This window comes from Pseudomonas sp. PGPPP1 (assembly GCF_002255865.1).
GTDB lineage: Bacteria > Pseudomonadota > Gammaproteobacteria > Pseudomonadales > Pseudomonadaceae > Aquipseudomonas > Aquipseudomonas cremoris.
The window spans coordinates 62,905-84,931 of sequence record NZ_NKIG01000026.1 but is presented as its reverse complement, the minus strand read 5'-3'; the positions used below and the strand labels follow the sequence as shown (position 1 = coordinate 84,931).

Annotated in this window: 16 protein-coding genes and 2 pseudogenes; 8 read left to right on the top strand and 10 right to left on the bottom strand. The window is 62.2% G+C overall.

Annotated elements, in window-relative coordinates; translation table 11 throughout:
- Nucleotides 1-105 precede the first annotated feature (105 nt).
- The 5 genes and pseudogenes from CFE47_RS24220 to CFE47_RS24205 form a co-directional block, all read right to left on the bottom strand.
- Nucleotides 106-927, bottom strand: coding sequence for a DeoR/GlpR family DNA-binding transcription regulator (locus CFE47_RS24220; protein WP_286840963.1), 822 nt, complete (start codon nucleotides 925-927; stop codon nucleotides 106-108).
- A gap of 106 nt (nucleotides 928-1,033) precedes the next feature.
- Nucleotides 1,034-1,549 (bottom strand): annotated as a pseudogene (locus CFE47_RS31855) (methyl-accepting chemotaxis protein); the annotation flags it as partial.
- Nucleotides 1,550-1,897: 348 nt separating this feature from the next.
- Nucleotides 1,898-2,977, bottom strand: a pseudogene (locus CFE47_RS31850) (HAMP domain-containing protein); the annotation flags it as partial.
- 157 nt (nucleotides 2,978-3,134) lie between these two features.
- The gene (locus tag CFE47_RS24210; RefSeq protein ID WP_286840959.1) at nucleotides 3,135-4,025 is read right to left on the bottom strand and encodes a bestrophin family protein; all 891 of its coding nucleotides are present in this window, start codon (nucleotides 4,023-4,025) and stop codon (nucleotides 3,135-3,137) included.
- Nucleotides 4,026-4,115: 90 nt separating this feature from the next.
- The gene (locus CFE47_RS24205; protein WP_286840957.1) at nucleotides 4,116-4,415 is read right to left on the bottom strand and encodes an ArsR/SmtB family transcription factor; all 300 of its coding nucleotides are present in this window, start codon (nucleotides 4,413-4,415) and stop codon (nucleotides 4,116-4,118) included.
- Nucleotides 4,416-4,505: 90 nt separating this feature from the next.
- Between CFE47_RS24205 and CFE47_RS24200 the strand changes: the two genes are divergently transcribed.
- Together CFE47_RS24200 and CFE47_RS24195 are read left to right on the top strand one after the other, a co-directional pair.
- Nucleotides 4,506-5,597, top strand: coding sequence for an NADH:flavin oxidoreductase/NADH oxidase (locus tag CFE47_RS24200; RefSeq protein ID WP_286840955.1), 1,092 nt, complete (start codon nucleotides 4,506-4,508; stop codon nucleotides 5,595-5,597).
- A 202-nt stretch (nucleotides 5,598-5,799) separates the two neighbouring features.
- A complete protein-coding gene (locus CFE47_RS24195) occupies nucleotides 5,800-7,926 on the top strand; it encodes a TonB-dependent siderophore receptor (protein ID WP_286840954.1) in 2,127 nt (708 codons plus the stop codon).
- Nucleotides 7,927-7,973: 47 nt separating this feature from the next.
- Here the strand turns inward: CFE47_RS24195 and CFE47_RS24190 are convergent, their stop codons facing one another.
- From CFE47_RS24190 to CFE47_RS24170, 5 genes are all read right to left on the bottom strand, one after another.
- Nucleotides 7,974-9,386 carry an aspartate ammonia-lyase gene (locus CFE47_RS24190; protein WP_286840952.1) on the bottom strand — a complete coding sequence of 471 codons (1,413 nt, stop codon included), beginning with the start codon at nucleotides 9,384-9,386 and terminating at the stop codon, nucleotides 7,974-7,976.
- Nucleotides 9,373-10,362 (bottom strand): LysR family transcriptional regulator, encoded by a 990-nt coding sequence (locus tag CFE47_RS24185; RefSeq protein ID WP_185710665.1) that lies wholly within the window; start codon nucleotides 10,360-10,362, stop codon nucleotides 9,373-9,375. The genes CFE47_RS24190 and CFE47_RS24185 overlap by 14 nt, the downstream gene beginning before the upstream one ends.
- 21 nt (nucleotides 10,363-10,383) lie before the next feature.
- Nucleotides 10,384-11,733 carry an MFS transporter gene (locus tag CFE47_RS24180; protein WP_286840949.1) on the bottom strand — a complete coding sequence of 450 codons (1,350 nt, stop codon included), beginning with the start codon at nucleotides 11,731-11,733 and terminating at the stop codon, nucleotides 10,384-10,386.
- A 218-nt stretch (nucleotides 11,734-11,951) separates the two neighbouring features.
- On the bottom strand, nucleotides 11,952-12,674 hold the full coding sequence (locus tag CFE47_RS24175) for a FadR/GntR family transcriptional regulator (RefSeq protein WP_034103835.1): 723 nt from the start codon (nucleotides 12,672-12,674) through the stop codon (nucleotides 11,952-11,954).
- Nucleotides 12,675-12,722: 48 nt separating this feature from the next.
- Nucleotides 12,723-14,459, bottom strand: a complete 1,737-nt coding sequence (locus CFE47_RS24170) for an IlvD/Edd family dehydratase (RefSeq protein WP_286840946.1) — start codon at nucleotides 14,457-14,459, stop codon at nucleotides 12,723-12,725.
- Between the two features lie 192 nt (nucleotides 14,460-14,651).
- Between CFE47_RS24170 and CFE47_RS24165 the strand changes: the two genes are divergently transcribed.
- The 6 genes from CFE47_RS24165 to araG are packed head-to-tail and all read left to right on the top strand — an operon-like array spanning nucleotide 14,652 to nucleotide 22,026.
- Nucleotides 14,652-15,974 carry an MFS transporter gene (locus CFE47_RS24165; RefSeq protein WP_286840944.1) on the top strand — a complete coding sequence of 441 codons (1,323 nt, stop codon included), beginning with the start codon at nucleotides 14,652-14,654 and terminating at the stop codon, nucleotides 15,972-15,974.
- Between the two features lie 15 nt (nucleotides 15,975-15,989).
- Nucleotides 15,990-16,979: an AraD1 family protein gene (araD1, locus tag CFE47_RS24160; RefSeq protein ID WP_286840942.1), complete on the top strand. Its 990-nt coding sequence runs from the start codon at nucleotides 15,990-15,992 to the stop codon at nucleotides 16,977-16,979.
- 10 nt (nucleotides 16,980-16,989) lie between these two features.
- Nucleotides 16,990-18,570: an aldehyde dehydrogenase (NADP(+)) gene (locus CFE47_RS24155; protein ID WP_286840940.1), complete on the top strand. Its 1,581-nt coding sequence runs from the start codon at nucleotides 16,990-16,992 to the stop codon at nucleotides 18,568-18,570.
- Between the two features lie 38 nt (nucleotides 18,571-18,608).
- The gene (locus CFE47_RS24150; protein ID WP_286840938.1) at nucleotides 18,609-19,472 is read left to right on the top strand and encodes an SMP-30/gluconolactonase/LRE family protein; all 864 of its coding nucleotides are present in this window, start codon (nucleotides 18,609-18,611) and stop codon (nucleotides 19,470-19,472) included.
- A 50-nt stretch (nucleotides 19,473-19,522) separates the two neighbouring features.
- Nucleotides 19,523-20,527 carry a substrate-binding domain-containing protein gene (locus CFE47_RS24145; protein WP_286840936.1) on the top strand — a complete coding sequence of 335 codons (1,005 nt, stop codon included), beginning with the start codon at nucleotides 19,523-19,525 and terminating at the stop codon, nucleotides 20,525-20,527.
- Nucleotides 20,524-22,026, top strand: a complete 1,503-nt coding sequence (gene araG, locus CFE47_RS24140) for an L-arabinose ABC transporter ATP-binding protein AraG (RefSeq protein WP_286840934.1) — start codon at nucleotides 20,524-20,526, stop codon at nucleotides 22,024-22,026. The genes CFE47_RS24145 and araG overlap by 4 nt, the downstream gene beginning before the upstream one ends.
- Nucleotide 22,027: the final 1 nt, after the last annotated feature.

Below are 22,027 nucleotides of genomic sequence, written 5' to 3'. Positions count from 1 at the left end.
CTTGCCTGCGATAGCGGTGTATCAGTGGGTGCAGGTGCCAGCTGACCCACTGCCGTCGCAGGCAAGCCAGCTCCCACATTTTTGACCTCATTCCCAAGGATGGGATCAGGTTGGCAACTGATCCCCCGGCAACATCAACTCAATCCCCCGCTTGCGAATCCCATCCGCTGCCGCCGGCGCCAGGCCGTCGTCGCTTATGATCACGTCGAACGGTTCCAGCCCGGCGATGCGGTACATGCTGAACGTGCCGTACTTGGAACTGCTCGCCACCAGCACCACCTGGGACGCCGATTGCATCGCCACTTGCTTGACCTCCACCTTCAATGCCGAAGGCGTGGTGATGCCCCGGTGCAGGTCCCAGGAACTGGTGGACACAAACGCGATATCCGTGACCACCTGGCGCAAGGTCGCCACCGCCAGCCCGCCGACGGACGAGTGATTGTCATGGTCCAACTGGCCGCCGGTGTGAATCACCGTCACTTGTTGCGCGTCCATCAGCGCTTGCACGATGCCGAAGTCGTTGGTCACAACCGTCATGCCTGACAGCGCCTTGATATACGGCACGATCTCCAGGGTGCTGGTGCCGGCGTCCAGGTACACGGTCATGTCCGCGTGCAGCAGTCGCGCCGCCAACCGGGCCATGGCTTGCTTCTGTGGAAGCTCCACCACGGCTTTGGATTGATGGCTCGGCTCGCTGTGCAACTGGCTGGCGATGCGCACCCCACCGGTCACCGAATAGGCCCGGCCTTCCTGCTCCAACAGCGCGATGTCGCGGCGTACGGTCATGTGCGAGCAGTCGAACATCTCCATCAACTGGTGCACGCTCATCACCTGATGCTTGCGCAACTGCCGCAGGATTTGCTCGCGACGCTGCTCGGGAATCATCGGGGCGCTGCTGTCGGGGGCGGTGTCCTTGGGGGTCGGCATTAAGGCTCCGGATCGGTTTGGCTAAGGTCGGGAAACTGCCGCACATAGTAGCGAATACACGCGGCGTTCGCCTGCCCCCTTGCAGGCGAACGGCGTGGGAAGCGGCCTAGAACTTGAAGCGTCCCACCAACCCTTTGAGCTGGCCGGAAATGTCCGTCAGCCGGCCTGACCCGGTCTGCGCCGAATGCGCAAACCCTTCCACCAGTTGCGCATCGGCATGGATCTGCGCGATGTGGCGGTTGATCTCTTCGGCCACTTGGTGCTGTTCTTCGGCAGCGGTGGCGATCTGGGTGTTTTGGTCGCGGATCGAGTCCACCGAACCACGGATCTTGTCGAAGCTGTCGCGGGCCTGTTGGATACGTTCCACGCTGGTGTGGGACACCAGCAGGCTGCCTTGCATCTGCTGCGTCACTTCCTGGGTGCGACGGGCAAGGTTGCCCAGCAGGCTGTCGATCTCGCCGGTGGAATCGGCGGTGCGGCGGGCCAGGGCGCGGACCTCGTCGGCCACGACCGCAAAGCCACGGCCCTGGTCGCCGGCGCGTGCCGCTTCGATAGCCGCGTTGAGCGCCAGCAAGTTGGTCTGCTCGGCAATCGAACGGATGGTGTCGAGGATAGTGTTGATGTTCTGGCTGTCCTGCTCCAGCAACTGCATGGTCTGGGTCGACTTTTGCAGGTCTTCACTGAGCTTGAGCACGCTGCCGGTGGCTTCGCCGATGTGCTGCTGGCCGTCGTGCACATCGCGATAACCTTCATCGGCGCTGGTGGCGGCAGCGCTGCAGGAGCGCGCGACTTCGTTGGCGGTGGCCACCATTTCGTTGAACGCGGTGCTCACCAGTTCCACGGCTTCGCGCTGGCGGCCAGCGGCCTGGTTCATGTTGTTGGCCACTTCGCTGGTGTCGGCGGCGGCGGTTTGCAGGTCGGAAGAGGCGTTGCCGATGCGTTGCACCAGTTGGGCGATCATGCTCAGGAACTGGTTGAACCAGCCCGCCAGGCTGGCGGTTTCGTCCTTGCCCTGGACTTTGAGTTGGCGGGTCAGGTCGCCTTCACCCTCGGCAATCTCTTGCAGGCCATCTGCCACGCCACGGATCGGGCGCACAATCACGCTGGCGAAACTGGCGCCGACAATCGCAAAGACCACGGCCAACGCGGCGGCAATGGCCGCGATCAACCAGGTGAGGCTGGTGGCGCCGGCCATCACTTCGTCGCGCTTGATCAGGCCAATAAAGCGCCAGCCCAGGTCTTTGGAGCTGACCACATTGGCCATGTAGGCCACGCCGTCGATGTCGATTTGGGTCACGCCGTCGCCGCGCTTGGCCAGTTCGGCGTAGTTGGGGCCCAGGTCGGCCATGGGTTTGAAGTTGTGCTTGGCATCGCTGGGGTCGACCAGCACGTTGCCGTTGGCTTCCACCAGCATCAGGTAGCCGCTGTCACCCAGCTTGATGTTGCGCACCAGTTCGGTGAGTTGCTTGAGCGACACGTCCAGGCCGACCACACCGAGGACGTTGCCGGTGGCATCGGCGACGGTGTGCACGGTGCCGATCAGCACCACGTCGTCCGGCGCCCAGTAGTAGGCGCCCGTGCGTACGGTGGTGCCCGGTGCGGCGATGGCGGCCTTGTACCAGGGGCGTACGCGTGGGTCGTAGTTGTTCAGTTTGGTGTCGTCCGGCCAGCTGGCGTAGCCGCCGCCGGCGAGGCCCAGTGACAGGTAGGCGGTGCTGGGGTGGCTTTTGGCGAACTGGTCGAAAATCGCCAGCAGCTCTTTATTCGTGGGTGTGAGCGGGATTTGCGCGGCGTCGGCGCCGGCATAGCTCTTGAGGTCCTTGGCCGCGACAACGCGCGGGTCCTTGGCCACGTACTCGACGTTCTGGCTGATGCCGTCGAAGAACTGCTTCATGCCATTGTCGATCTGACGGATCTCGCGGCCGCTGCTGTCGAGGAAGTTGGCCAGGGCCCCGTCACGCACATTCAGCACGACCAATACAGCCACCAGGACAACCGGGACGCACGCGATGGCCGCAAACGCCCAGGTCAGCTTTTGCTTGATGTTCATGATTTCTCCTGCGGGTATTTATAGTTTTGGCAAGGAAGGAAACGGTAGCGGTGGCGTCGCATGTGTTGTTATTGAGGGGGTATGGCCCATGCGTACCCTCGGTATATCGACCGATGGGTCACGCACTTTAGGCCAGTAATACAGGGCGGACGGACGGTTAGCCGATTCGGTCGCCACCCAGCGCATCACGCTGCATCGACTGCAGGTTTTTCTCGATGGTTTCGCAGATGGCTTCCATCTGAATCTGGTGTTCGCTTGCGCGGAAGGGGCTTTGCAGATCGGTGCCGATGCGTTCGATGGCCAGCAGCATGAAGCCCACCACGGTTGACGCCAGCGGGGTAAACCAGCCGAGGGATTCCACCAAGCCTATCGGCACGATCAGGCAGAACAACGAAATAAACAGGCGCGGGAAGTACACGTAGGGGTAGGGCAATGGGGTGTTGGCAATGCGCTCCATGCCGCCCTGGGCGTTGGACAGGTCCACCAGCGTAGACTCCAGGCGCGCCAGGCGAATGCTGTCCAGGTGGCCGGCCTTGTATTCCTTGGCCAGCAACGCCGCTGAACCGGTGAGGATATCGTTGGCAAAGTTATTGGTGGCGCCGCTGCGGGCAAATTCATCCGACGGGATAAACGCACGCACTTCGTCGGGGCACGGCTGGCCCTTGAGGTGGGCAGCCAGGCAATTCACATAAGCGACATGACGGCGCAGTAGGGTGGCTTTGACCGGGTTCACCTCGTTGCCGGGGTCATCCAGCAAGGTCAGTACCTGGCGGGCAAAACTGCGCGAGTTGTTGACCATCGCGCCCCACAGCGTGCGGGCTTCCCACCAGCGGTTGTAGGCGCTGCTGTTGCGAAAGCTGATGAGCACAATCAGTGCCGAACCCAGCAGAGTCAGCGGCATCAGCGGCAGATTCAGCTTGGCGTTGAGAAACAGCATGAAGTCCACGGTGACGGCGATGTCCCACAGCAACAGCCAGAACAGGGCCCAGCCCACGTAGCCCATGGTCTTGATGATCAGGCGGTATTTTTTGACGATGGCGGCTTTCAAACGAGGACCTCGCGGCGAGCGGTAAGCAACAGTGCCTTAGCTCGGACGCGGGGTAGGGGGGAAAGGTTCGCAGGTTAGCTGAAGCGAAACTTAATGCTGGGCCAGGATGCTCGCCAGCAAGCCGGGAAACCGTCCTTCAAGATCTTCGGCGCGCAATGCGTTCATGTGGGTGGTGCCCACGCTGCGGGTTTGCACCAACCCGGCATCACGCAACACGCGAAAGTGGTGAGACATGCTGGACTTGGGCCGCCCGCCGTCCAGTTCACCACAGGTGGCCTCGGGCACGCCGGCCAGGCAGCGCACGATTTCCAGGCGCACCGGGTCGCTCAGGGCGTAGAGCACGCGTTCGAGGGTCAGGTCTTGCAGGGCTGGGTGTTTGAAGGCTCGCATGGGGCGCATGATAACTGGGGGTTTCGTTCAAGGCTATAGTTCGACTACTATCGAACTATAGAATCATCCACACACTTGCTGGAGTCAACCATGTCCGCATTGTTCGAACCGTTCAAACTCAAAGACGTCACCCTGCGCAATCGCATCGCCATCCCGCCGATGTGCCAGTACATGGCCGATGATGGCATCGTCAACGACTGGCACCATGTGCACTTGGCCGGTATGGCCCGTGGCGGGGCAGGGCTGGTAGTGGTCGAAGCCACTGCGGTGGCGCCGGAAGGCCGTATCACCCCAGGCTGCACCGGCCTGTGGAGCGACGCACACGCCCAAGCGTTCGAGCCGATCGTCAAAGCTATCAAGGCCGCTGGCTCCGTGCCGGGCATCCAGATCGGCCACGCCGGACGTAAAGCCAGCGCCAACCGCCCGTGGGAAGGCGATGACCATATGGCTGCCTCCGATGCACGCCGCTGGGAAACCATCGCGCCGTCGGCCATTGCGTTTGGTGCCAACCTGCCGCAAGTGCCCCGCGCCATGACCCTGGACGACATCGCCCGCGTACGCCAGGACTTCGTCGACGCCGCCCGCCGCGCCCGTGACGCCGGTTTTGAGTGGATTGAACTGCACTTCGCCCACGGTTACCTGGGCCAAAGCTTCTTCTCTGAACACTCCAACCAGCGCACCGACGCCTATGGCGGCAGCTTTGACAACCGCAGCCGTTTCCTCCTGGAAACCCTGGCCGCCGTGCGTGAAGTCTGGCCAGAAAACCTGCCGCTGACTGCGCGTTTCGGCGTGATCGAATACGACGGTCGCGACGAGCAGACCCTCGCCGAATCCATCGAACTGGCGCGTAACTTCAAGGCCGGCGGCCTCGACCTGCTGAGCGTCAGTGTCGGTTTCACCATTCCCGATACCAACATCCCGTGGGGCCCTGCGTTCCTGGGCCCAGTCGCCGAGCGCGTGCGCCGTGAAGCCGGTATCCCCGTCACCTCGGCCTGGGGTTTTGGCACGCCGCAACTGGCCGAAGGTGCGTTGCAGGCTGGGCAGCTGGATCTGGTTTCGGTGGGCCGTGCACATTTGGCTGACCCGCATTGGGCGTACTTTGCGGCCAAGGAGCTGGGGGTCGAGAAGTCGTCATGGACCTTGCCGGCGCCGTACGCGCATTGGTTGGAGCGGTATCGCTGAGGCGAACCGAGTGTGATTCGAAAGCCGCTCGCAAGAGTGGCTTTTTTTTGCGACGGGTTTTCATCAAGTGGATACAAAGCTGTTACTCAAGAAATAGTGAATGAGAACGCATATCAATAATGAGTAAGTTGGTATACCATCCTGCCGCGAAAATCTGGCAGGTATGCCACCCCATCTGGCTCATTCACTAGGTTCCTCCCCCATGCGTCGTACCCTGGTTTCCATCTGTGTGCTTCAGGCGTTTTCCCCTTTGAGTTGGGCCGAAGTCGAGCCGGTAGAAAAAGCCGGTCTTGAGTTGCAGGCCACCAACATCACCGGCACTGCCGACTATGAAACCGCCCAGGGGCCGGTGCAGGGATACCGCGCCACGCGTTCGGCCAGTGCGACGCGTACCGACACGTCCATTCATGAAACCCCGCAGTCCATCAGCGTCGTGACCAAGGACGCGGTCGAAGACATCGGCGCCACCCGCTTGCAGGACGCGCTGGACTACGCCGGCGGCGTTGGCCGTGCCAACAACTTCGGCGGGCAGGGCCTCACCACCTTTACCGTGCGGGGCTTCACCACCGGCGAGTTCTACCGCAACGGCTTCCCGATCAACCGTGGCTACCCGAACATGCCGGACGCCAACACCATCGAACGCCTTGAAGTGCTGCGCGGCCCGGCGACCATGCTCTACGGGCGTGGCGATCCGGGCGGCACGTTCAACGTGGTGTCCAAGCAACCGCTGCCTGAGCGCAGCGTGACCCTGGGCAGTCAGTTGAGCGATCAGGGCATGCGTCGCGGCACGCTGGATGCTTCCGGCCCGCTGGATGACGAAGGCCGCTTGGCCTATCGCCTGAACGTGGTGGGCGAGGGTGGTGACACCTTCCGTGACCATGTGGAGACCGAGCGCTACGGCGTCACCCCGGTGATCACCTGGCAGGCCACCGAAGACACCAAGCTGATCTTCGAAGGCGACTTCATGCGTAACAACCATCCGCTGGATCGCGGCCTCACGCGCTACGCAAACCAGAAAGGCACGCCATCGCGCGACACCTTCTGGGGCGAGAAAGACATCGGCAAACTGCACAACGACAACAGCATGGCGCAGCTGCGTTTCGAGCATTTGCTAAGCGATAACTGGACCTTGGGCGGTGGCTTCCAATGGCTGGACGGCACCCTGCAAGGCAATGCGATCGAAGCCAACAGCCTGGCCGCCGACGGCCGCACCCTCAGCCGCAACTTCAACTACCGCAAGTTGGAGTGGACCGACAAAGACACCCAGCTCAATCTCACTGGCCATTTTTCCACCGGTGGTTTTGAGCACACCCTGCTCACGGGCGTGGAGTTCGAAGACTACGACTACAAGTCGATCATCCAGCGTTCCAGCGGTGCGGCGGGCACTTATCCAATCGACATCTTCAACCCGGTCTACGGCCAGCCGCGCCCAGCGCTGACGCGCACGCCGACCCACGACAAGGAAAACCTCAAGACCTACGCCGCCTTCGTCCAGGACCAGGTCGCCCTCACCGAGCGGCTCAAAGTTCTCGCCGGCGCGCGCTTCGAGCGTTTCGAGCACGACTACCACACCTATGTGCCGGGCGGTAAAAGCTGGGAAGCCAGCGACAACGCCGTCACTCCACGCGTGGGCGTGACCTATGACCTGACCGAGACCGTCGCGGTCTACGCCGACGCCGCACGTTCGTTCAAGCCCAATACTGGCGCCAGCCGCCAAGGTGGTGGATTTGAACCGGAAAAAGGCAAGTCCTATGAAATGGGCATCAAGTGGGAAGCGCTGGATCACCAGTTGAGCGTCGATGCGGCGATCTACCAGATCGAGAAGAAAAACGTGCTCACCACCGACCCTGTGGACTCCACGTTCAGCGTGGCCGCCGGCCAAGTGCGCAGCCGCGGTTTTGACCTGAATGTGGCCGGCAACTTCACGCCTGAATGGCGCGTGATCGGCGGCTACGCCTACGTTGACGCCGAGGTTACCAAGGACAACAGCATTCGCGTCGGTTCTCGACTGGCCAACATCCCGCGCAGCAGTTTCAGTTTGCTCAACGTCTACGAGTTCCAGGACGGTGCCCTCAAGGGCCTGGGCCTTGGTGCCGGCAGCAAGTACGTCGCTGAACGTGTTGGCCAGACCTCCAACACACCGTTCTCGATGGGCGCGTACACCGTGGTCGACCTGCTCAGCTACTACAAGGTCAACGAAAAAGTACGGCTGAACCTGGACGTGAAGAACCTGTTCAACCGTGATTATGAAGAAGGCGCGTTCGGCAACATCTACGCCTACCCGGGCGCACCGCGCACGGTGCAGGTCGGCATTGCCTACACCCTGTAACGGCAACACCGCTTGCAATCACACGGTGTGATTGCAAGCGGTAGTCGTCAGCCCTCGAACACCGGGTGGGACGACTTTTCGATTGCCGCCATGGCGTCGGCCCGGCTCATCAAGCCGGACTCTTCCAGGATCGACAACAACGAGCGCCCTTGCTCCACTGACTGGCGCGCCAGCTTGCTGACACGCGCGTAGCCCAATTGCGGCACCAGCGCGGTGGCGACCGCCATCGATTGGGTCAGATGGTACTCGTTACGCTCGGCATTCGCGGTGATCCCGACGATGCACTTTTCACGAAAACGTTGGATGCCTTGGGTTAACAGCGCAATGCTGTCGAACACCCGAGACGCCACCAGCGGCTCGAAGTGGTTGATCTCCAGCTGGCCTGCCTGAACCGCCTGCGCCACCGCCGCATCGTTGCCGATCACCGCGAAGCTCAGTTGAATCATCGCCATCGGCAACACCGGATTGACCTTGCCGGGCATGATCGACGAGCCAGCCTGGGCTTCGGGCAGTTTCAACTCACCAATCCCGCCGACCGGGCCGGACGACAGCAAGGTCAGGTCCGTGGCGATCTTGGCCAGGGACGCCGAGCAGGTGCGCAGCTCCGCTGACACCCGGGAAAACACATCCATGTTCTGCATCGCATCGAAGGCATTCGACGGTGCCTGGTACCCGATGCCGGTGATGTGCACCAAGTGTTGGTACACCGCGTCGCGATACGCTGCCGGCGCACCGAACCCAGTGCCGATAGCGGTGCCGCCCAGCGGCAGGGTGCGCAGTGTGTCGCGCACGCTGGTCAGCTCTGCCGCGAGGCGATGGGTGAGGGCGGCATAGCCGGAAAACAGCTGGCCCAGGCGCATGGGCTGGGCGTCCTGCAGGCAGGTGCGGCCCAGGTGCAGGATGTCGGCAAACTGTGCGGTTTTGTGGTCGAAGCTGGCGGCCAATTGTTCCACTTCATCGATCAACGGCCCGAGCATGGCGCGTGTAGCGATCTTCAGGGCGGCCGGGTACACATCATTGGTCGACTGTGAGGCGTTCACGTGGTCATTGGGGTGAACCACCTCGTACGAACCCGCAGCATGGCCCATCAACTGCTGGGCACGGTTGGCGATGACCTCGTTGAAGTTCATGTTGGTGGACGTGCCACCGGAGCCTTCCAGCAGGTCGACGATCAGCGAGTCGTCGCACTGGCCGGCAATCACCTCGGCGCAGGCTTGCACGATGGCTTCACACTGGGGTTGGGCAAGCACGCCACAGGCTTGGTTGGCCAGCGCGGCCGCCCATTTGCACTGTGCGAAAGCGTCACGAAAGGCCGGGTAATGCGCAATGGTCAGCGGTGAAACGCTGAGGTTGTCGAACCCGCGTACCGAGTTCACCCCATACAGCTTGTTGGCTGGAATCTGTACTTCACCGACGTAATCGGTTTCCGACCGTGTAGCGGCAGAATCAAAAATACTCACGAGCATCACCCTCATCAAATTGGATTAACGCCTCCACCCCTTTGTCCAGCGCCTTGAGCCTGGGCAGGAAGGAATGGCGGATCACATCACGCGCCGTTTCGCAGGCATCGGCGAAAAAGGCGCTGTATTCATTGCGTCGTGCTACCAGGTAAAGCGAACGCTCCAGTTGCAGGTCCGGAGTAAGGTGCGCGGTCACGTTGTCGACCCAGGCACTGGCCTGCAAAAAACACATGGGGCTGGTCACGGCCCAGCCGATACCTTCGGCCACCATGGACGTCAGTGCATCAGCGTTGTCCAGTTCCAGGCGGTTGGGGACTCGCACATTCAAGCTGCGCAAATGACGCTCGATCTGCAGCCCTACCTGGGACATCCGGTTGAAGCGCACCACCGGCAGCACATTGGCCAGCGCTCGTACGTCATCGACAGTGTTGATGTCGCTGCGCAACTGCTTGGGTGTGATGACAAAGTACTTCTCTGAAAACAGCCGATAACGAATCACGTCATTGGCGTCCATCAGCGGGTCGCTGGTCACGATCAGGTCCAGGTCTCGGCGCAGCAGGGATTCACCCTGTTGTGGGCTGAGCCCGGTGCGAATCGACAACTGCGCCACCTTGCCCAGCAGTTGGCGGGTGAACACCGAACCACAGGTGGCCGCAAAGGAGTCCACCAGGCCGATGCGCAGGTCCGGGTTCACGCCGCGCCCGGCGTCGATCACCTGGGCCTTGAGGTGCGAAAGTTCCTCACTCAACACCGAGCCTCGGTTGCGCAGTGCAACCCCGAACGCGGTAAGGGCCATCGGCCGGGTGGTGCGGTCCACCAGCACCACGCCCAGTTCATCTTCCAGTTGGCGCACCATCTGCGACACGCCCGACTGGGAGATGCCCATGCGCGCGGCCGCCCCCGACATGCTGCCTTCCTCGGCAACCGCGATAAACACCTGGACCGCATACATGTCGATAAGCCTGTTCGCTGACATCTTCATCCTCGCTTGATGCTGTTATTCGATGGCGACGGTGGACTGTGTCGCAGGGGACTCGGGGGTGACTCCCGACAAGTCTTCCTGGCTGGTTTCCGGAGCAAACACATGGCAGACCACGCCGCCGATGATCAGGACGCCGACGCACACGCCCAACGCCGCATGAACGCCCACTTGCTGCACGGCGATCGGCAGCAAGAACGTCGCCACAGCCGAGCCGAACCGGCTTGCAGCCACAGCCAGGCCGATCCCCGAGGCCCGCAGGTGGGTGGGGAACAATTCAGGTGGGTAGACGAATTCGAGGTTGACCGCAGCCGCCATCACACAGGCAAAGAAGCCGAAGGCGAGGATGGTGCCCAGCGGGCCAAAACCGGCATAGGCCAGCACGGCCAGGCCTGCTGCACTCAGGTAGAAGGTGCCTACCAGGAAAACGCGCCGGGACACGCGGTCAATCACCAGCAAACCCAGCAAGGCGCCGAGAAACAGCAACACGTTATAGACCAGGCCACCGACAAACTTGTCCTGCACATTCAGCGCCTCCAGCACCTTGGGTGCGAAGGTGCCCAGGGCGAAGAAGGGAATCACCTGGCAGGTGTAGAACACACAACCCACCAAGGTGTTTTTGCGCCAGCGCGGGCTGAACAGTTCGCTCCAGCTGCCGCGCCGTTTTTGCACGTCGGCCTGGGCCACGGGTGCAGGCAGGTACACGTGGGGGCCGAATTTGCTGCGCACAATCGCCATCGCTTCCTGGCTGCGCCCGCGGGCCATCAGCCAAATGGGCGACTCAGGCACGCCCATGCGCAGCGGCAGAATAAGCAACGCGGGCACCCCACTGAGCGCCAGCATCACTCGCCAGGCATCCGGGCCAATGTCGCGAATGGCAAAGCCCACCAGGTAGGCCGCCACATAACCCGCGGCCCACGCCGCCGCCAGCACGCTGAGCAAACGCCCGCGGTATCGGCGGGGGGCAAACTCGGTCACCAGCGACTTGCTCACCACATAGTCGAACCCCAGCACTAGGCCCAGCAACAGGCGCAGTGCCAACAGCTGTTCGGGGGAGGTGACAAAGAACTGCGAGGCGCTGATGACTGCAAACAACAGCATGTCCCAGGCGAAAATCGTCCGCCGGCCGAACTTGTCGGCGATAGGGCCGGCAAACAGGCTGCCGAGGAACAGGCCGGCCAAGGAGGCTGCACCCAGCAGGCCCATCCACAGTGCCGTCAGTTGCAGCGGCCCGGCTGCCATGCTGACGGCGATCCCGATAATGCCCAGCACAAAACCATCACTGAACTGGCCGCCCGTACCGCTGAATACCGTGCGGATATGGAAGCGGCTCAGCGGAAGGTCTTCGAACGCGACTTGACCACTCATTCATCTCTCCACTTGCATTTTTATAGTTGTGGGGTCCGGTGCATGAGCACCGTTGAGAGCGAGTCTAGGGCGACAACTTCATGAAAACAGCAACCGCTTTGTGAGTATCAGGATAGCTGATACTCGGTGCCGGATTTCTTGAAGCTTGAGCGTTTTTGGCGAGGGTTTGCAGTGGCGAGGGGCTCGCCACAGGCAGGTTGCGATCGGGAGGGCGAGGGTTAGAGCGGGGTCAATACGTTCATGACGGTATCCAGCGCCACGCGGGTGTCATCCAGTTGCACCAGCGACGCGTGCCGCGCGCCCAGTGCGTCGCGGTTCTGGATCGCCGTAAGGATCGCCTTGTGCCGGGGCAGGCTCAGGCCCTGGATATCGGGACGGCGGTTGGTGATGTTGATGGATTCGCGCAGCGGCAACGACAGCATGTTGCACATGTACGCCAGCAGGTCGTTGCGCGTGGCGTCGGCGATGGCGCGGTGGAAGTCCAGGTCGGCTTGCAGCAACTGCTCGTGGGTCTGGGCGGTTTCCATACCCAAGTAGGCTTTTTCGATGGTAGCGATGTCTTCATCGGTGGCCGTGGTCGCGGCCATGGCGGCGATCTCCGGTTCTAGGATGCGCCGCACACCCGCCAAGGTGTTGAAGAACTCGCTATGGGGCGTGGACTGCATCAACCAGGACAGCACGTCCGGGTCGAGCAGGTGCCATTTCAAGCGCGGGCGCACCACCGCACCCACCCGTGGCTTGGAATACACCAGACCCTTGGCGCTGAGCACCCGAGTGGCTTCACGCAACACCGAGCGGCTGACCTTGTATTCCTCGCAGAGCGTGGCCTCCATGGGCAGTCTTTCTTCCGGTTTGAAGCGACCGGAGACGATGTGCATGCCCAAGTCCTGGACGATCTGGGCATGCTGGCTCTTGCGCGGCTTGGGCGGCTGGTGATCCATGACGACGGGAAGGCTCTGGCTTAAAGACGCGGCATCATAGCATCCCAATTAGTGGGAATGCCGTGGGACTTGCGCCCCTCGGCAACCCACCAGGAAGTCGAAGTCGCAGCCTTGGTCGGCCTGCAATACATGGTCGATGTACAGCTGGCGGTAGCCACCGACGATGAGCTTTTGCGGCGGCGCCAGGTCCGCCATGCGTGCCGCCAGCTCTGCGTCGGGGATGTCCAGGTGCAAGCGGCCATTGGCGCAGTCCAGTTCGATCCAGTCACCTTCCTTCACCGTGGCCAACGGCCCGCCGGCAGCGGCTTCCGGTGCCACGTGCAACACCACCGTGCCGTACGCGGTGCCGCTCATGCGCGCATCGGAAATACGCACCATATCGGTCACGCCCTGGGCCAGCAGCTTGGCGGGCAGGCCCATGTTGCCGACTTCGGCCATGCCTGGATAACCCTTGGGCCCGCAGTTTTTCATGACCAGGATCGAGTTGGCGTCCACCTCCAGGTCCGGGTCGTTGATGCGCGCCTTGTACATGTCGAAATCCTCGAACACCACTGCGCGGCCGCGATGCTGCATCAGTGCCGGGCTGGCAGCGGACGGCTTGAGCACCGCACCCAACGGCGCCAGGTTGCCGCGCAATACGCAGATGCCGCCGTCGGCGCGGATCGGGTTGTCGAGGGTGCGGATCACTTCGTCCTGGCCGTAGATCGGTGAGTCCTTGGTGTTCTCGCCGAGGGACTTGCCGTTCACCGTCAGCGCATTCGGGTGCGGGATCAGGTTCGCTTCACCCAGGCGACGCAACACGGCAGGCAGGCCGCCGGCGTAGTAGAACTCTTCCATCAGGAAACGCCCGGAAGGTTGCAGGTCGACGATGGTCGGCATGCCACGGCCCATGCGGGTCCAATCATCCAGGTCGAGTTCGACGCCGATGCGCCCGGCGATGGCTTTCAAGTGGATCACTGCGTTGGTCGAGCCGCCGATGGCGGCGTTCACCCGGATCGCGTTTTCAAACGCTTCTTTCGTCAGGATCTTCGACAGCTTCAAGTCTTCGCGCACCATCTCCACCGCGCGCATGCCCGACATGTGCGCCAGCACGTAACGACGCGCATCTACGGCGGGGATCGCCGCGTTGTGGGGCAGGGAGGTGCCCAGTGCTTCGGCCATGCACGCCATGGTCGACGCGGTGCCCATGGTGTTGCAGGTGCCCGCCGAACGCGACATGCCCCCTTCGGCGGCGAGGAAGTCGTCCAGGGTGATGGTGCCGGCTTTCACCTGTTCACTGAGCTGCCACACCACCGTGCCCGAGCCAATGTCCTGACCCTTGTGCTTGCCGTTGAGCATCGGTCCACCGGTGACCACGATGGCCGGCACGTCGCAACTGGCGGCGCCCATCAGCAGGGCAGGAGTGGTCTTGTCACAGCCGGTCAGCAACACCACGCCGTCAATCGGGTTGCCGCGAATGGCTTCTTCCACGTCCATGCTCGCCAGGTTGCGGGTGAGCATTGCGGTGGGACGCAGGTTGGATTCGCCGTTGGAGAACACCGGGAATTCCACCGGGAAGCCACCGGCCTCGATTACCCCGCGTTTGACGTGCTCGGCGATCTGGCGGAAGTGCGCGTTGCAGGGGGTCAGCTCCGACCAAGTGTTGCAGATGCCGATGATCGGCTTGCCATGAAACTGATGGTCGGCAATGCCTTGGTTCTTCATCCAGCTGCGGTACATGAAGCCGTTCTTGTCGGCGGTACCAAACCACTGGGCGGAGCGTAGGCCGGGCTTTTTATCAGGCATGATCGATTCTCTTATTGTATGACTATATGTTCTATTCGTGCTTAAACATAAGCGCAAAATCGAAGCTTTGGAAGAGTTGTTTTGCAAATAGTCATACTATATAGTCGGTCCAACTGAGGTATGGCCCTGGCGGATTTTCGCGAGAGGCGTCCCCCGAGCTTCTATAAAAACAACAATCGGAGATCGACCCCCATGAGCCAGGAACTGCGGCTTATTCGGCGCATCACGCTGAAACTGATTCCCTTCCTGATCCTGCTGTACCTGATCGCCTACGTGGACCGCTCTGCCGTGGGTTTTGCCAAATTGCACATGGGCGCCGACGTCGGCATCGGCGACGCCGCGTACGGTTTGGGCGCGGGGTTGTTCTTTGTTGGCTACTTCCTGTTTGAGATCCCCAGCAACCTGATGCTCGACCGCTTCGGCGCACGGCGCTGGTTTGCGCGGATCATGATCACCTGGGGCGCCATCACCATCGGCATGGCGTTTGTGCAGGGGCCGCACAGCTTCTATGTGATGCGCTTTTTGTTGGGGGCGGCCGAGGCCGGGTTCTTTCCGGGCGTTCTCTACTACATCACCCAGTGGTTCCCGGTGCGCCATCGCGGCAAGATCCTTGGGCTGTTCATCCTGTCCCAACCCATTGCGATGATGATCACCGGCCCCGTGTCCGGTGGCCTGCTGGGCATGGACGGCATCCTCGGCCTGCACGGCTGGCAGTGGCTGTTTATCGTCATCGGCACCCCGGCGATCCTGCTCACCTGGCCGGTGCTGCGCTACTTGCCGGACGCTCCCAAGCAGGTCAACTGGATGAGCGATGACGAAAAGGCGTGGCTCACCGGTGAGCTGAATAAAGACCTGCAAGCCTACGGCCAGACCCGTCACGGCAACCCGTTGCATGCCTTGAAAGACAAGCGCGTGTTGCTGCTGGCGCTGTTTTATTTGCCGGTCACCCTGAGCATCTATGGCCTGGGGCTGTGGCTGCCGACCCTGATCAAGCAATTTGGCGGCAGTGACCTCACCACCGGTTTCATCTCCGCCGTGCCCTACATCTTCGGCATCATCGGCCTGCTGATCATCCCGCGTAGTTCCGACCGCCTGAACGACCGGTACGGCCACCTCGCTGTGCTCTACGTGCTGGGCGCCATCGGCTTGTTCTTCAGCGCATGGCTGAGTGTGCCGGTGCTGCAAATGGCGGCGCTGTGCCTGGCGGCGTTTGCGCTGTTTTCCTGCACGGCAGTGTTCTGGACCTTGCCGGGGCGCTTCTTTGCCGGTGCCAGTGCGGCGGCGGGCATTGCGTTGATCAATTCGGTGGGCAACTTGGGCGGCTATATCGGCCCGTTCGTGATTGGTGCGCTCAAGGAATACACCGGCAACCTGGCTTCGGGCTTGTACTTCTTGTCCGGGGTGATGGTGTTTGGGCTGGTCTTGACCCTCGTGGTGTACCGCGTGCTGGAGCGCAAGCACGTATTGCCTGCCGACCAATTCGCCGCTAGCGCCCGTGGCGCTACACGTACTTAATTCAGGAGACATCGCATGCGTTTAGTTCAGTTCGAATTGCACAACGGCCAGCGCCGCGTCGGCGTAGTGGACGGCACTCAATTGCGTGAAGTGCAGGGCGCCCGCAGTGTGCGCGAATTGGCGCTGGCCGCCATCGAAGCCGGGGAGGGCCTGGCGCAACACGTCGACAGCCTGGGCCTGGGCGCCAGTCACGACTACGCCGCACTGCTGGCCGAGCTGAAAGTGCTGCCACCACTGGACCACCCTGACCCCGCCCACATGCTGATCAGCGGCACCGGCCTGACCCACTTGGGCAGCGCCTCGGCGCGGGACAAAATGCACCAGGCCGGTGACGACACCGCACTGACCGACACCATGCGCATCTTCAAATGGGGCGTGGAGGGCGGCAAACCGGCAGCCGGCGTAGCAGGGGTGCAACCGGAGTGGTTCTACAAAGGCGACGGCAGCACCGTGGTGCGCCCCGGCGCAGCCTTCCCGGTACCGCCGTTTGCCGAGGATGCGGGTGAAGAACCGGAAATTGGCGGCCTCTACGTGATTGGCCACGACAGCAAGCCTTATCGCGTGGGCTTTGCGGTGGGCAACGAGTTCTCCGATCACATCATGGAGCGCAAGAACTACCTGTACCTGGCCCATTCCAAACTGCGCAGCTGCAGCTATGGCCCTGAACTGCGGGTGGGCGAGTTGCCCCAGCACCTGGCAGGCACCAGTCGCCTGCTGCGCGACGGCGAGGTCATATGGGAAAACGAATTCCTCAGTGGCGAAGCCAATATGTGCCACAGCCTGGAAAACCTCGAATACCACCACTTCAAATACCGCCAGTTCCTCAAGCCGGGCGATGTGCACATTCACTTTTTTGGCACCGCCACCTTGTCATTCGCCGACGGTATACGTACCCAACCGGGGGATGTGTTCGAGATCAGCCAGGCGGAGTTCGGTGCGCCGCTGGTCAACAGTGTCGGCAGTGCCGACGCAGCATTCCAACCCGGCCACGTCATCACCCTTTAAGGAGCACGCCATGACCCCGTTTCTGGGCCACAATTTCATCGGCGGCCAACGCAGCGCCAACGGCAGCGTTACCCTCAACAGTCTTGACGCCAGCACCGGCGAAGCCTTGCCACAGGATTTTTTCCAGGCAACGGCGCAGGAAGTCGACGCCGCCGCCGAGGCTGCCGCGCAGGCTTACCCGGCGTATCGCGCACTGAGCGCGGCGCGCCGTGCGCAATTCCTGGATGCGGTTGCCGATGAGCTGGACGCACTGGGTGATGATTTCGTCGAACTGGTGTGCCGCGAAACCGCGCTGCCAGCCGCGCGGATCAAGGGTGAACGCGGGCGTACCAGCGGCCAGATGCGCCTGTTCGCAACGGTGCTGCGCCGTGGGGATTTCTACGGCGCGCGTATCGATAAAGCTCAGCCTGCGCGCCAACCGTTGCCGCGCCCCGACCTGCGCCAATACCGCATCGGCCTTGGACCTGTCGCCGTATTCGGGGCGAGCAATTTCCCCCTGGCATTCTCCACCGCAGGCGGTGACACCGCCGCCGCGTTGGCGGCAGGCTGCCCGGTGGTGTTCAAGGCTCACAGCGGGCACATGGCAACGGCTGAGCAGGTTGCGAATGCGATCATGCGTGCCGCCGAGGCCACCGAGATGCCGGCCGGTGTGTTCAACATGATCTTCGGCGCTGGCGTCGGTGAAGCGTTGGTCAAACACCCGGCAATCCAGGCAGTGGGTTTTACCGGCTCGCTCAAGGGCGGCCGGGCCTTGTGCGATATGGCGGCCGCGCGCCCGCAGCCGATCCCGGTGTTTGCCGAGATGTCGAGCATCAACCCGGTGATCGTGCTACCCCAGGCGTTGGCCGCAAGGGCCGACAGCATCGCCCGCGACCTGACCGCCTCGGTGGTACAAGGCTGCGGCCAGTTCTGCACCAACCCTGGCTTGGTGATTGGTATCGCATCGCCGGCCTTTACCGCGTTCACCCAGCAGGTCGCGCAACTGATCGGCGATCAACCGGCGCAAACCATGCTCAACGCGGGCACCTTGGGCAGCTACGGCAAGGGCCTGGAGAAACTCCTGGCACACCCCGGCATCCAGCATCTGGCGGGTAATACGCAGTCAGGCAATCAGGCGCAACCGCAGCTGTTCAAGGCTGATGCACGCCTGCTGATCGACGCTGATGAAGTGCTGCAAGAAGAGGTCTTCGGCCCCACCACGGTATTTGTCGAAGTCGCCGACCAGGCACAACTTGGCGCCGCCTTGCGCGGCCTGCACGGCCAACTCACGGCGACGATCATTGGCGAGCCGAATGACCTGCAACAGTTCGCCGAACTCACGCCGCTGCTGGAACAGAAAGTCGGGCGCATCCTGCTCAACGGCTACCCCACCGGCGTGGAAGTCTGCGATGCCATGGTGCACGGCGGCCCGTACCCGGCGACCTCCGATGCGCGTGGCACCTCGGTCGGCACCTTGGCCATCGACCGTTTCCTGCGCCCCGTGTGCTTCCAGAACTACCCTGATAGCCTGCTGCCCGACGCGTTGAAAAACGCCAACCCGTTGCGTATCCAGCGGCTGGTGGATGGCACCCCATCCCGCGATCCGCTGTAAAACGCACGCCTGAGAATAAAAACAATCCAGGAGGCAACATGTCGTGTATCGCCGTTACCCCGCACCGTGCCCAGTTGGGCGAGGCGCCGTTTTGGGATGGGCCGACCCAGGCGCTGTACTGGGTCAATATCGCTGGCAAGCAGGCGTTGCGCCTGATGGGTGGGCAGTTGCAGGTGTGGCAATTGCCCGAACATGTCTCGGCGTTTATCCCGTGTCAAAGCGGTGATGCGCTGGTGACCCTCAGCAGCGGCGTGTATCGGCTGGACCTGGCCACCGAGGCCTTGACCTTGCTGTGCGTGCCTGACCCGCAAGTGGGCAACCGGGGCAATGAAGCGCGCTGTGATGCCCAGGGCCGCCTGTGGCTGGGCACCATGCAGAACAACATTGGCGAGCAGGGCGAAGACCTGCCCATCACCCGGCGTTCCGGTGGCTTGTTTCGCATCGACGCCGATGGGCAGGTCACGCCGTTGCTCAGTGGCTTGGGCATTCCCAATACCCTGCTGTGGAATGAGGATGGCAGCCAAGTGCATTTTGGCGACAGCCTGGACCGCACCCTGTATCGCCACGCGATCCAAGCCGATGGCCAACTCGAGCCTGCCCAGGTGTGGTTCGGCCCGCACGAACGTGGCGGGCCTGACGGTTCGGCGATGGACGTCGAAGGCTATCTCTGGAACGCCCGCTGGGATGGCAGTTGCCTGCTGCGCATAGCGCCGGATGGCAGCGTGGATCGCGTCCTCGAACTGCCCGTCAGCCGCCCCACCAGTTGCGTGTTCGGCGGCCCCAACTTCACCACCCTGTATATCACCAGCGCTGCCAGCCCTTTGGATCATCCCCTGGATGGAGCGGTGCTGGCGATTGAAGTGGATGTACCTGGAATTCCCTGCACGCGTTTTGCCGGATAACAAGCTTGCTCCCGCTGTACTTCTTAAAAACAACAACAAGGAGTCACCGTATGAATCGTCGTCGTGGTTTGCGTTCCCTGGCTTGCGCCGCTGTGGCGGTCTCGGCCATGAGCTTGAGCGGGCTGTTGCTGGCCGCTGAAGAAGTGAAGATCGGTTTCCTGGTCAAGCAGGCTGAGGAGCCGTGGTTCCAGACCGAGTGGGCCTTTGCCGAAAAAGCCGGCAAGGAGCATGGTTTTACCGTGATCAAGATCGCCGTGCCCGATGGCGAAAAAACCCTCTCGGCCATCGACAGCCTGGCCGCCAATGGCGCCAAGGGCTTTGTGATCTGCCCACCGGACGTGTCCCTCGGCCCGGCCATTGTTGCCAAGGCCAAGGCCAATGGCTTGAAAGTGATCGCCGTGGATGACCGTTTCGTCGATGCCAAGGGCAACTTCATGGAGGACGTGCCGTACCTGGGCATGGCCGCCTTTGAAGTGGGCCAGAAGCAGGGCGCGGCCATGGCGGCAGAGGCGAAGAAACGTGGTTGGGACTGGAAGGACACCTACGCGGTGATCAACACCTTCAACGAGCTCGACACCGGCAAGAAGCGCACCGACGGTTCGGTCAAATCCTTGGAAGAGGCGGGTATTCCCAAGGACCATATTCTTTTCACCGCCGCCAAGACCCTCGACGTACCGGGCAGCATGGACGCCACCAACTCGGCCCTGGTCAAACTGCCCAGCGGCGCGAAAAACCTGATCATCGGCGGCATGAACGACAACACCGTGCTCGGCGGCGTGCGCGCCACTGAAAGCGCCGGCTTCAAGGCGGCCAACGTGATCGGCATCGGCATCAATGGCACCGACGCCATCGGCGAACTGAAAAAGGCTGACAGCGGTTTTTTCGGCTCGATGCTGCCTAGCCCGCATATCGAGGGCTACAACACCGCGCTGATGATGTACGAGTGGGTCACCAAAGGCACTGAGCCTGCCAAATACACCGCCATGGACGAAGTGACGCTGATTACCCGCGCCAACTTCAAGGAAGAACTAACCAAGATCGGGCTGTGGCAATGACCGCTGCCGCCTTGCGGTTTGACGGCATCGGCAAAACCTTTCCCGGGGTCAAGGCGCTGGATGGCATCAGCTTCAGCGCCCAACCCGGACAGGTGCATGCCTTGATGGGCGAGAACGGCGCGGGCAAGTCGACGCTGCTGAAAATCCTCGGCGGCGCCTACATCCCCAGCACGGGCACGCTGCAGATCGGCGAGCAGGTCATGGCCTTCAAAAACGCTGCCGACAGCATTGCCAGCGGCGTGGCGGTGATTCACCAGGAACTGCACCTGGTGCCCGAAATGACCGTGGCCGAGAACTTGTTCCTCGGGCATTTGCCGTCGCGGTTTGGCGTGGTCAACCGAGGGCTCCTGCGAGAGCAGGCCCTCGCGTGCCTCAAGGGCCTGGCGGATGAAATTGACCCGGCTGAAAAGCTCGGACGCCTGTCCTTGGGCCAGCGCCAATTGGTGGAAATCGCCAAGGCACTGTCGCGTGGTGCCCAAGTGATTGCTTTCGATGAACCCACCAGCAGCCTGTCGGCGCGGGAGATCGACCGCTTGATGGCGATCATCACGCGCCTGCGCGACGAGGGCAAAGTGGTGCTCTACGTGTCGCACCGCATGGAGGAAGTGTTCCGCATCTGCAACGCAGTCACGGTGTTCAAGGACGGTCGCTACGTACGCACCTTCGATGACATGGCTGCGCTGACCCACGACCAACTGGTGACCTGCATGGTCGGCCGCGACATCCAGGACATCTACGACTACCGCCCGCGCGAACACGGTGAGGTGGCGCTCAAGGTGGAGGGTCTTGTGGGCCCTGGCTTGCGTGAGCCCATCAGCTTTGATGTGCGCAAAGGCGAGATTCTCGGCCTGTTCGGGTTGGTGGGGGCAGGGCGTACGGAGCTGTTTCGGCTGTTAAGCGGTTTGACCCGCAGCACCGCCGGCAGCCTGCAGCTCTGTGGCGAACCGCTGCAACTGCAGTCCCCTCGCGACGCCATCGCGGCTGGCGTGCTGCTGTGCCCGGAAGACCGCAAGAAGGAGGGCATCATCCCGCTGTCCAGTGTGGCCGAGAACATCAACATCAGTGCCCGTGGCGCCCATTCCACCTTCGGTTGGCTACTGCGTGACGGCTGGGAACAGGGCAATGCCGACCAGCAGATCAAGGCGATGAAGGTCAAGACGCCCAACGCGGCGCAGAAGATCATGTACCTGTCCGGTGGCAATCAGCAGAAGGCGATCCTGGGCCGCTGGCTGTCGATGCCGATGAAGGTGCTGCTGCTGGACGAGCCCACGCGCGGCATCGATATCGGCGCCAAGGCCGAGATCTACCAGATCATCCATAACCTTGCGGCTCAGGGCATTGCGGTAATCGTGGTGTCCAGCGACCTGATGGAAGTGATGGGCATCAGCGACCGCATCCTGGTGCTGTGCGAAGGCGCGCTGCGCGGCGAACAAACCCGCGAACACGCGACTGAATCCAACCTGCTGCAACTGGCTTTGCCGCGCAGCGTGGCGAACTGAG

Excerpts from the sequence above, each read along its gene's own strand:
- CFE47_RS24155 (WP_286840940.1), top strand. The coding sequence starts at position 16,990 with ATGACCCCGTTTCTGGGCCACAATTTCATCGGCGGCCAACGCAGCGCC.
- CFE47_RS24145 (WP_286840936.1), top strand. The coding sequence starts at position 19,523 with ATGAATCGTCGTCGTGGTTTGCGTTCCCTGGCTTGCGCCGCTGTGGCG.
- araG (WP_286840934.1), top strand. The coding sequence starts at position 20,524 with ATGACCGCTGCCGCCTTGCGGTTTGACGGCATCGGCAAAACCTTTCCC.
- CFE47_RS24175 (WP_034103835.1), bottom strand. The coding sequence starts at position 12,674 with ATGGATCACCAGCCGCCCAAGCCGCGCAAGAGCCAGCATGCCCAGATC.
- araD1 (WP_286840942.1), top strand. The coding sequence starts at position 15,990 with ATGCGTTTAGTTCAGTTCGAATTGCACAACGGCCAGCGCCGCGTCGGC.
- CFE47_RS24185 (WP_185710665.1), bottom strand. The coding sequence starts at position 10,362 with ATGTCAGCGAACAGGCTTATCGACATGTATGCGGTCCAGGTGTTTATC.
- CFE47_RS24195 (WP_286840954.1), top strand. The coding sequence starts at position 5,800 with ATGCGTCGTACCCTGGTTTCCATCTGTGTGCTTCAGGCGTTTTCCCCT.
- CFE47_RS24165 (WP_286840944.1), top strand. The coding sequence starts at position 14,652 with ATGAGCCAGGAACTGCGGCTTATTCGGCGCATCACGCTGAAACTGATT.
- CFE47_RS24180 (WP_286840949.1), bottom strand. The coding sequence starts at position 11,733 with ATGAGTGGTCAAGTCGCGTTCGAAGACCTTCCGCTGAGCCGCTTCCAT.
- CFE47_RS24150 (WP_286840938.1), top strand. The coding sequence starts at position 18,609 with ATGTCGTGTATCGCCGTTACCCCGCACCGTGCCCAGTTGGGCGAGGCG.
- CFE47_RS24170 (WP_286840946.1), bottom strand. The coding sequence starts at position 14,459 with ATGCCTGATAAAAAGCCCGGCCTACGCTCCGCCCAGTGGTTTGGTACC.
- CFE47_RS24200 (WP_286840955.1), top strand. The coding sequence starts at position 4,506 with ATGTCCGCATTGTTCGAACCGTTCAAACTCAAAGACGTCACCCTGCGC.
- CFE47_RS24220 (WP_286840963.1), bottom strand. The coding sequence starts at position 927 with ATGCCGACCCCCAAGGACACCGCCCCCGACAGCAGCGCCCCGATGATT.
- CFE47_RS24205 (WP_286840957.1), bottom strand. The coding sequence starts at position 4,415 with ATGCGAGCCTTCAAACACCCAGCCCTGCAAGACCTGACCCTCGAACGC.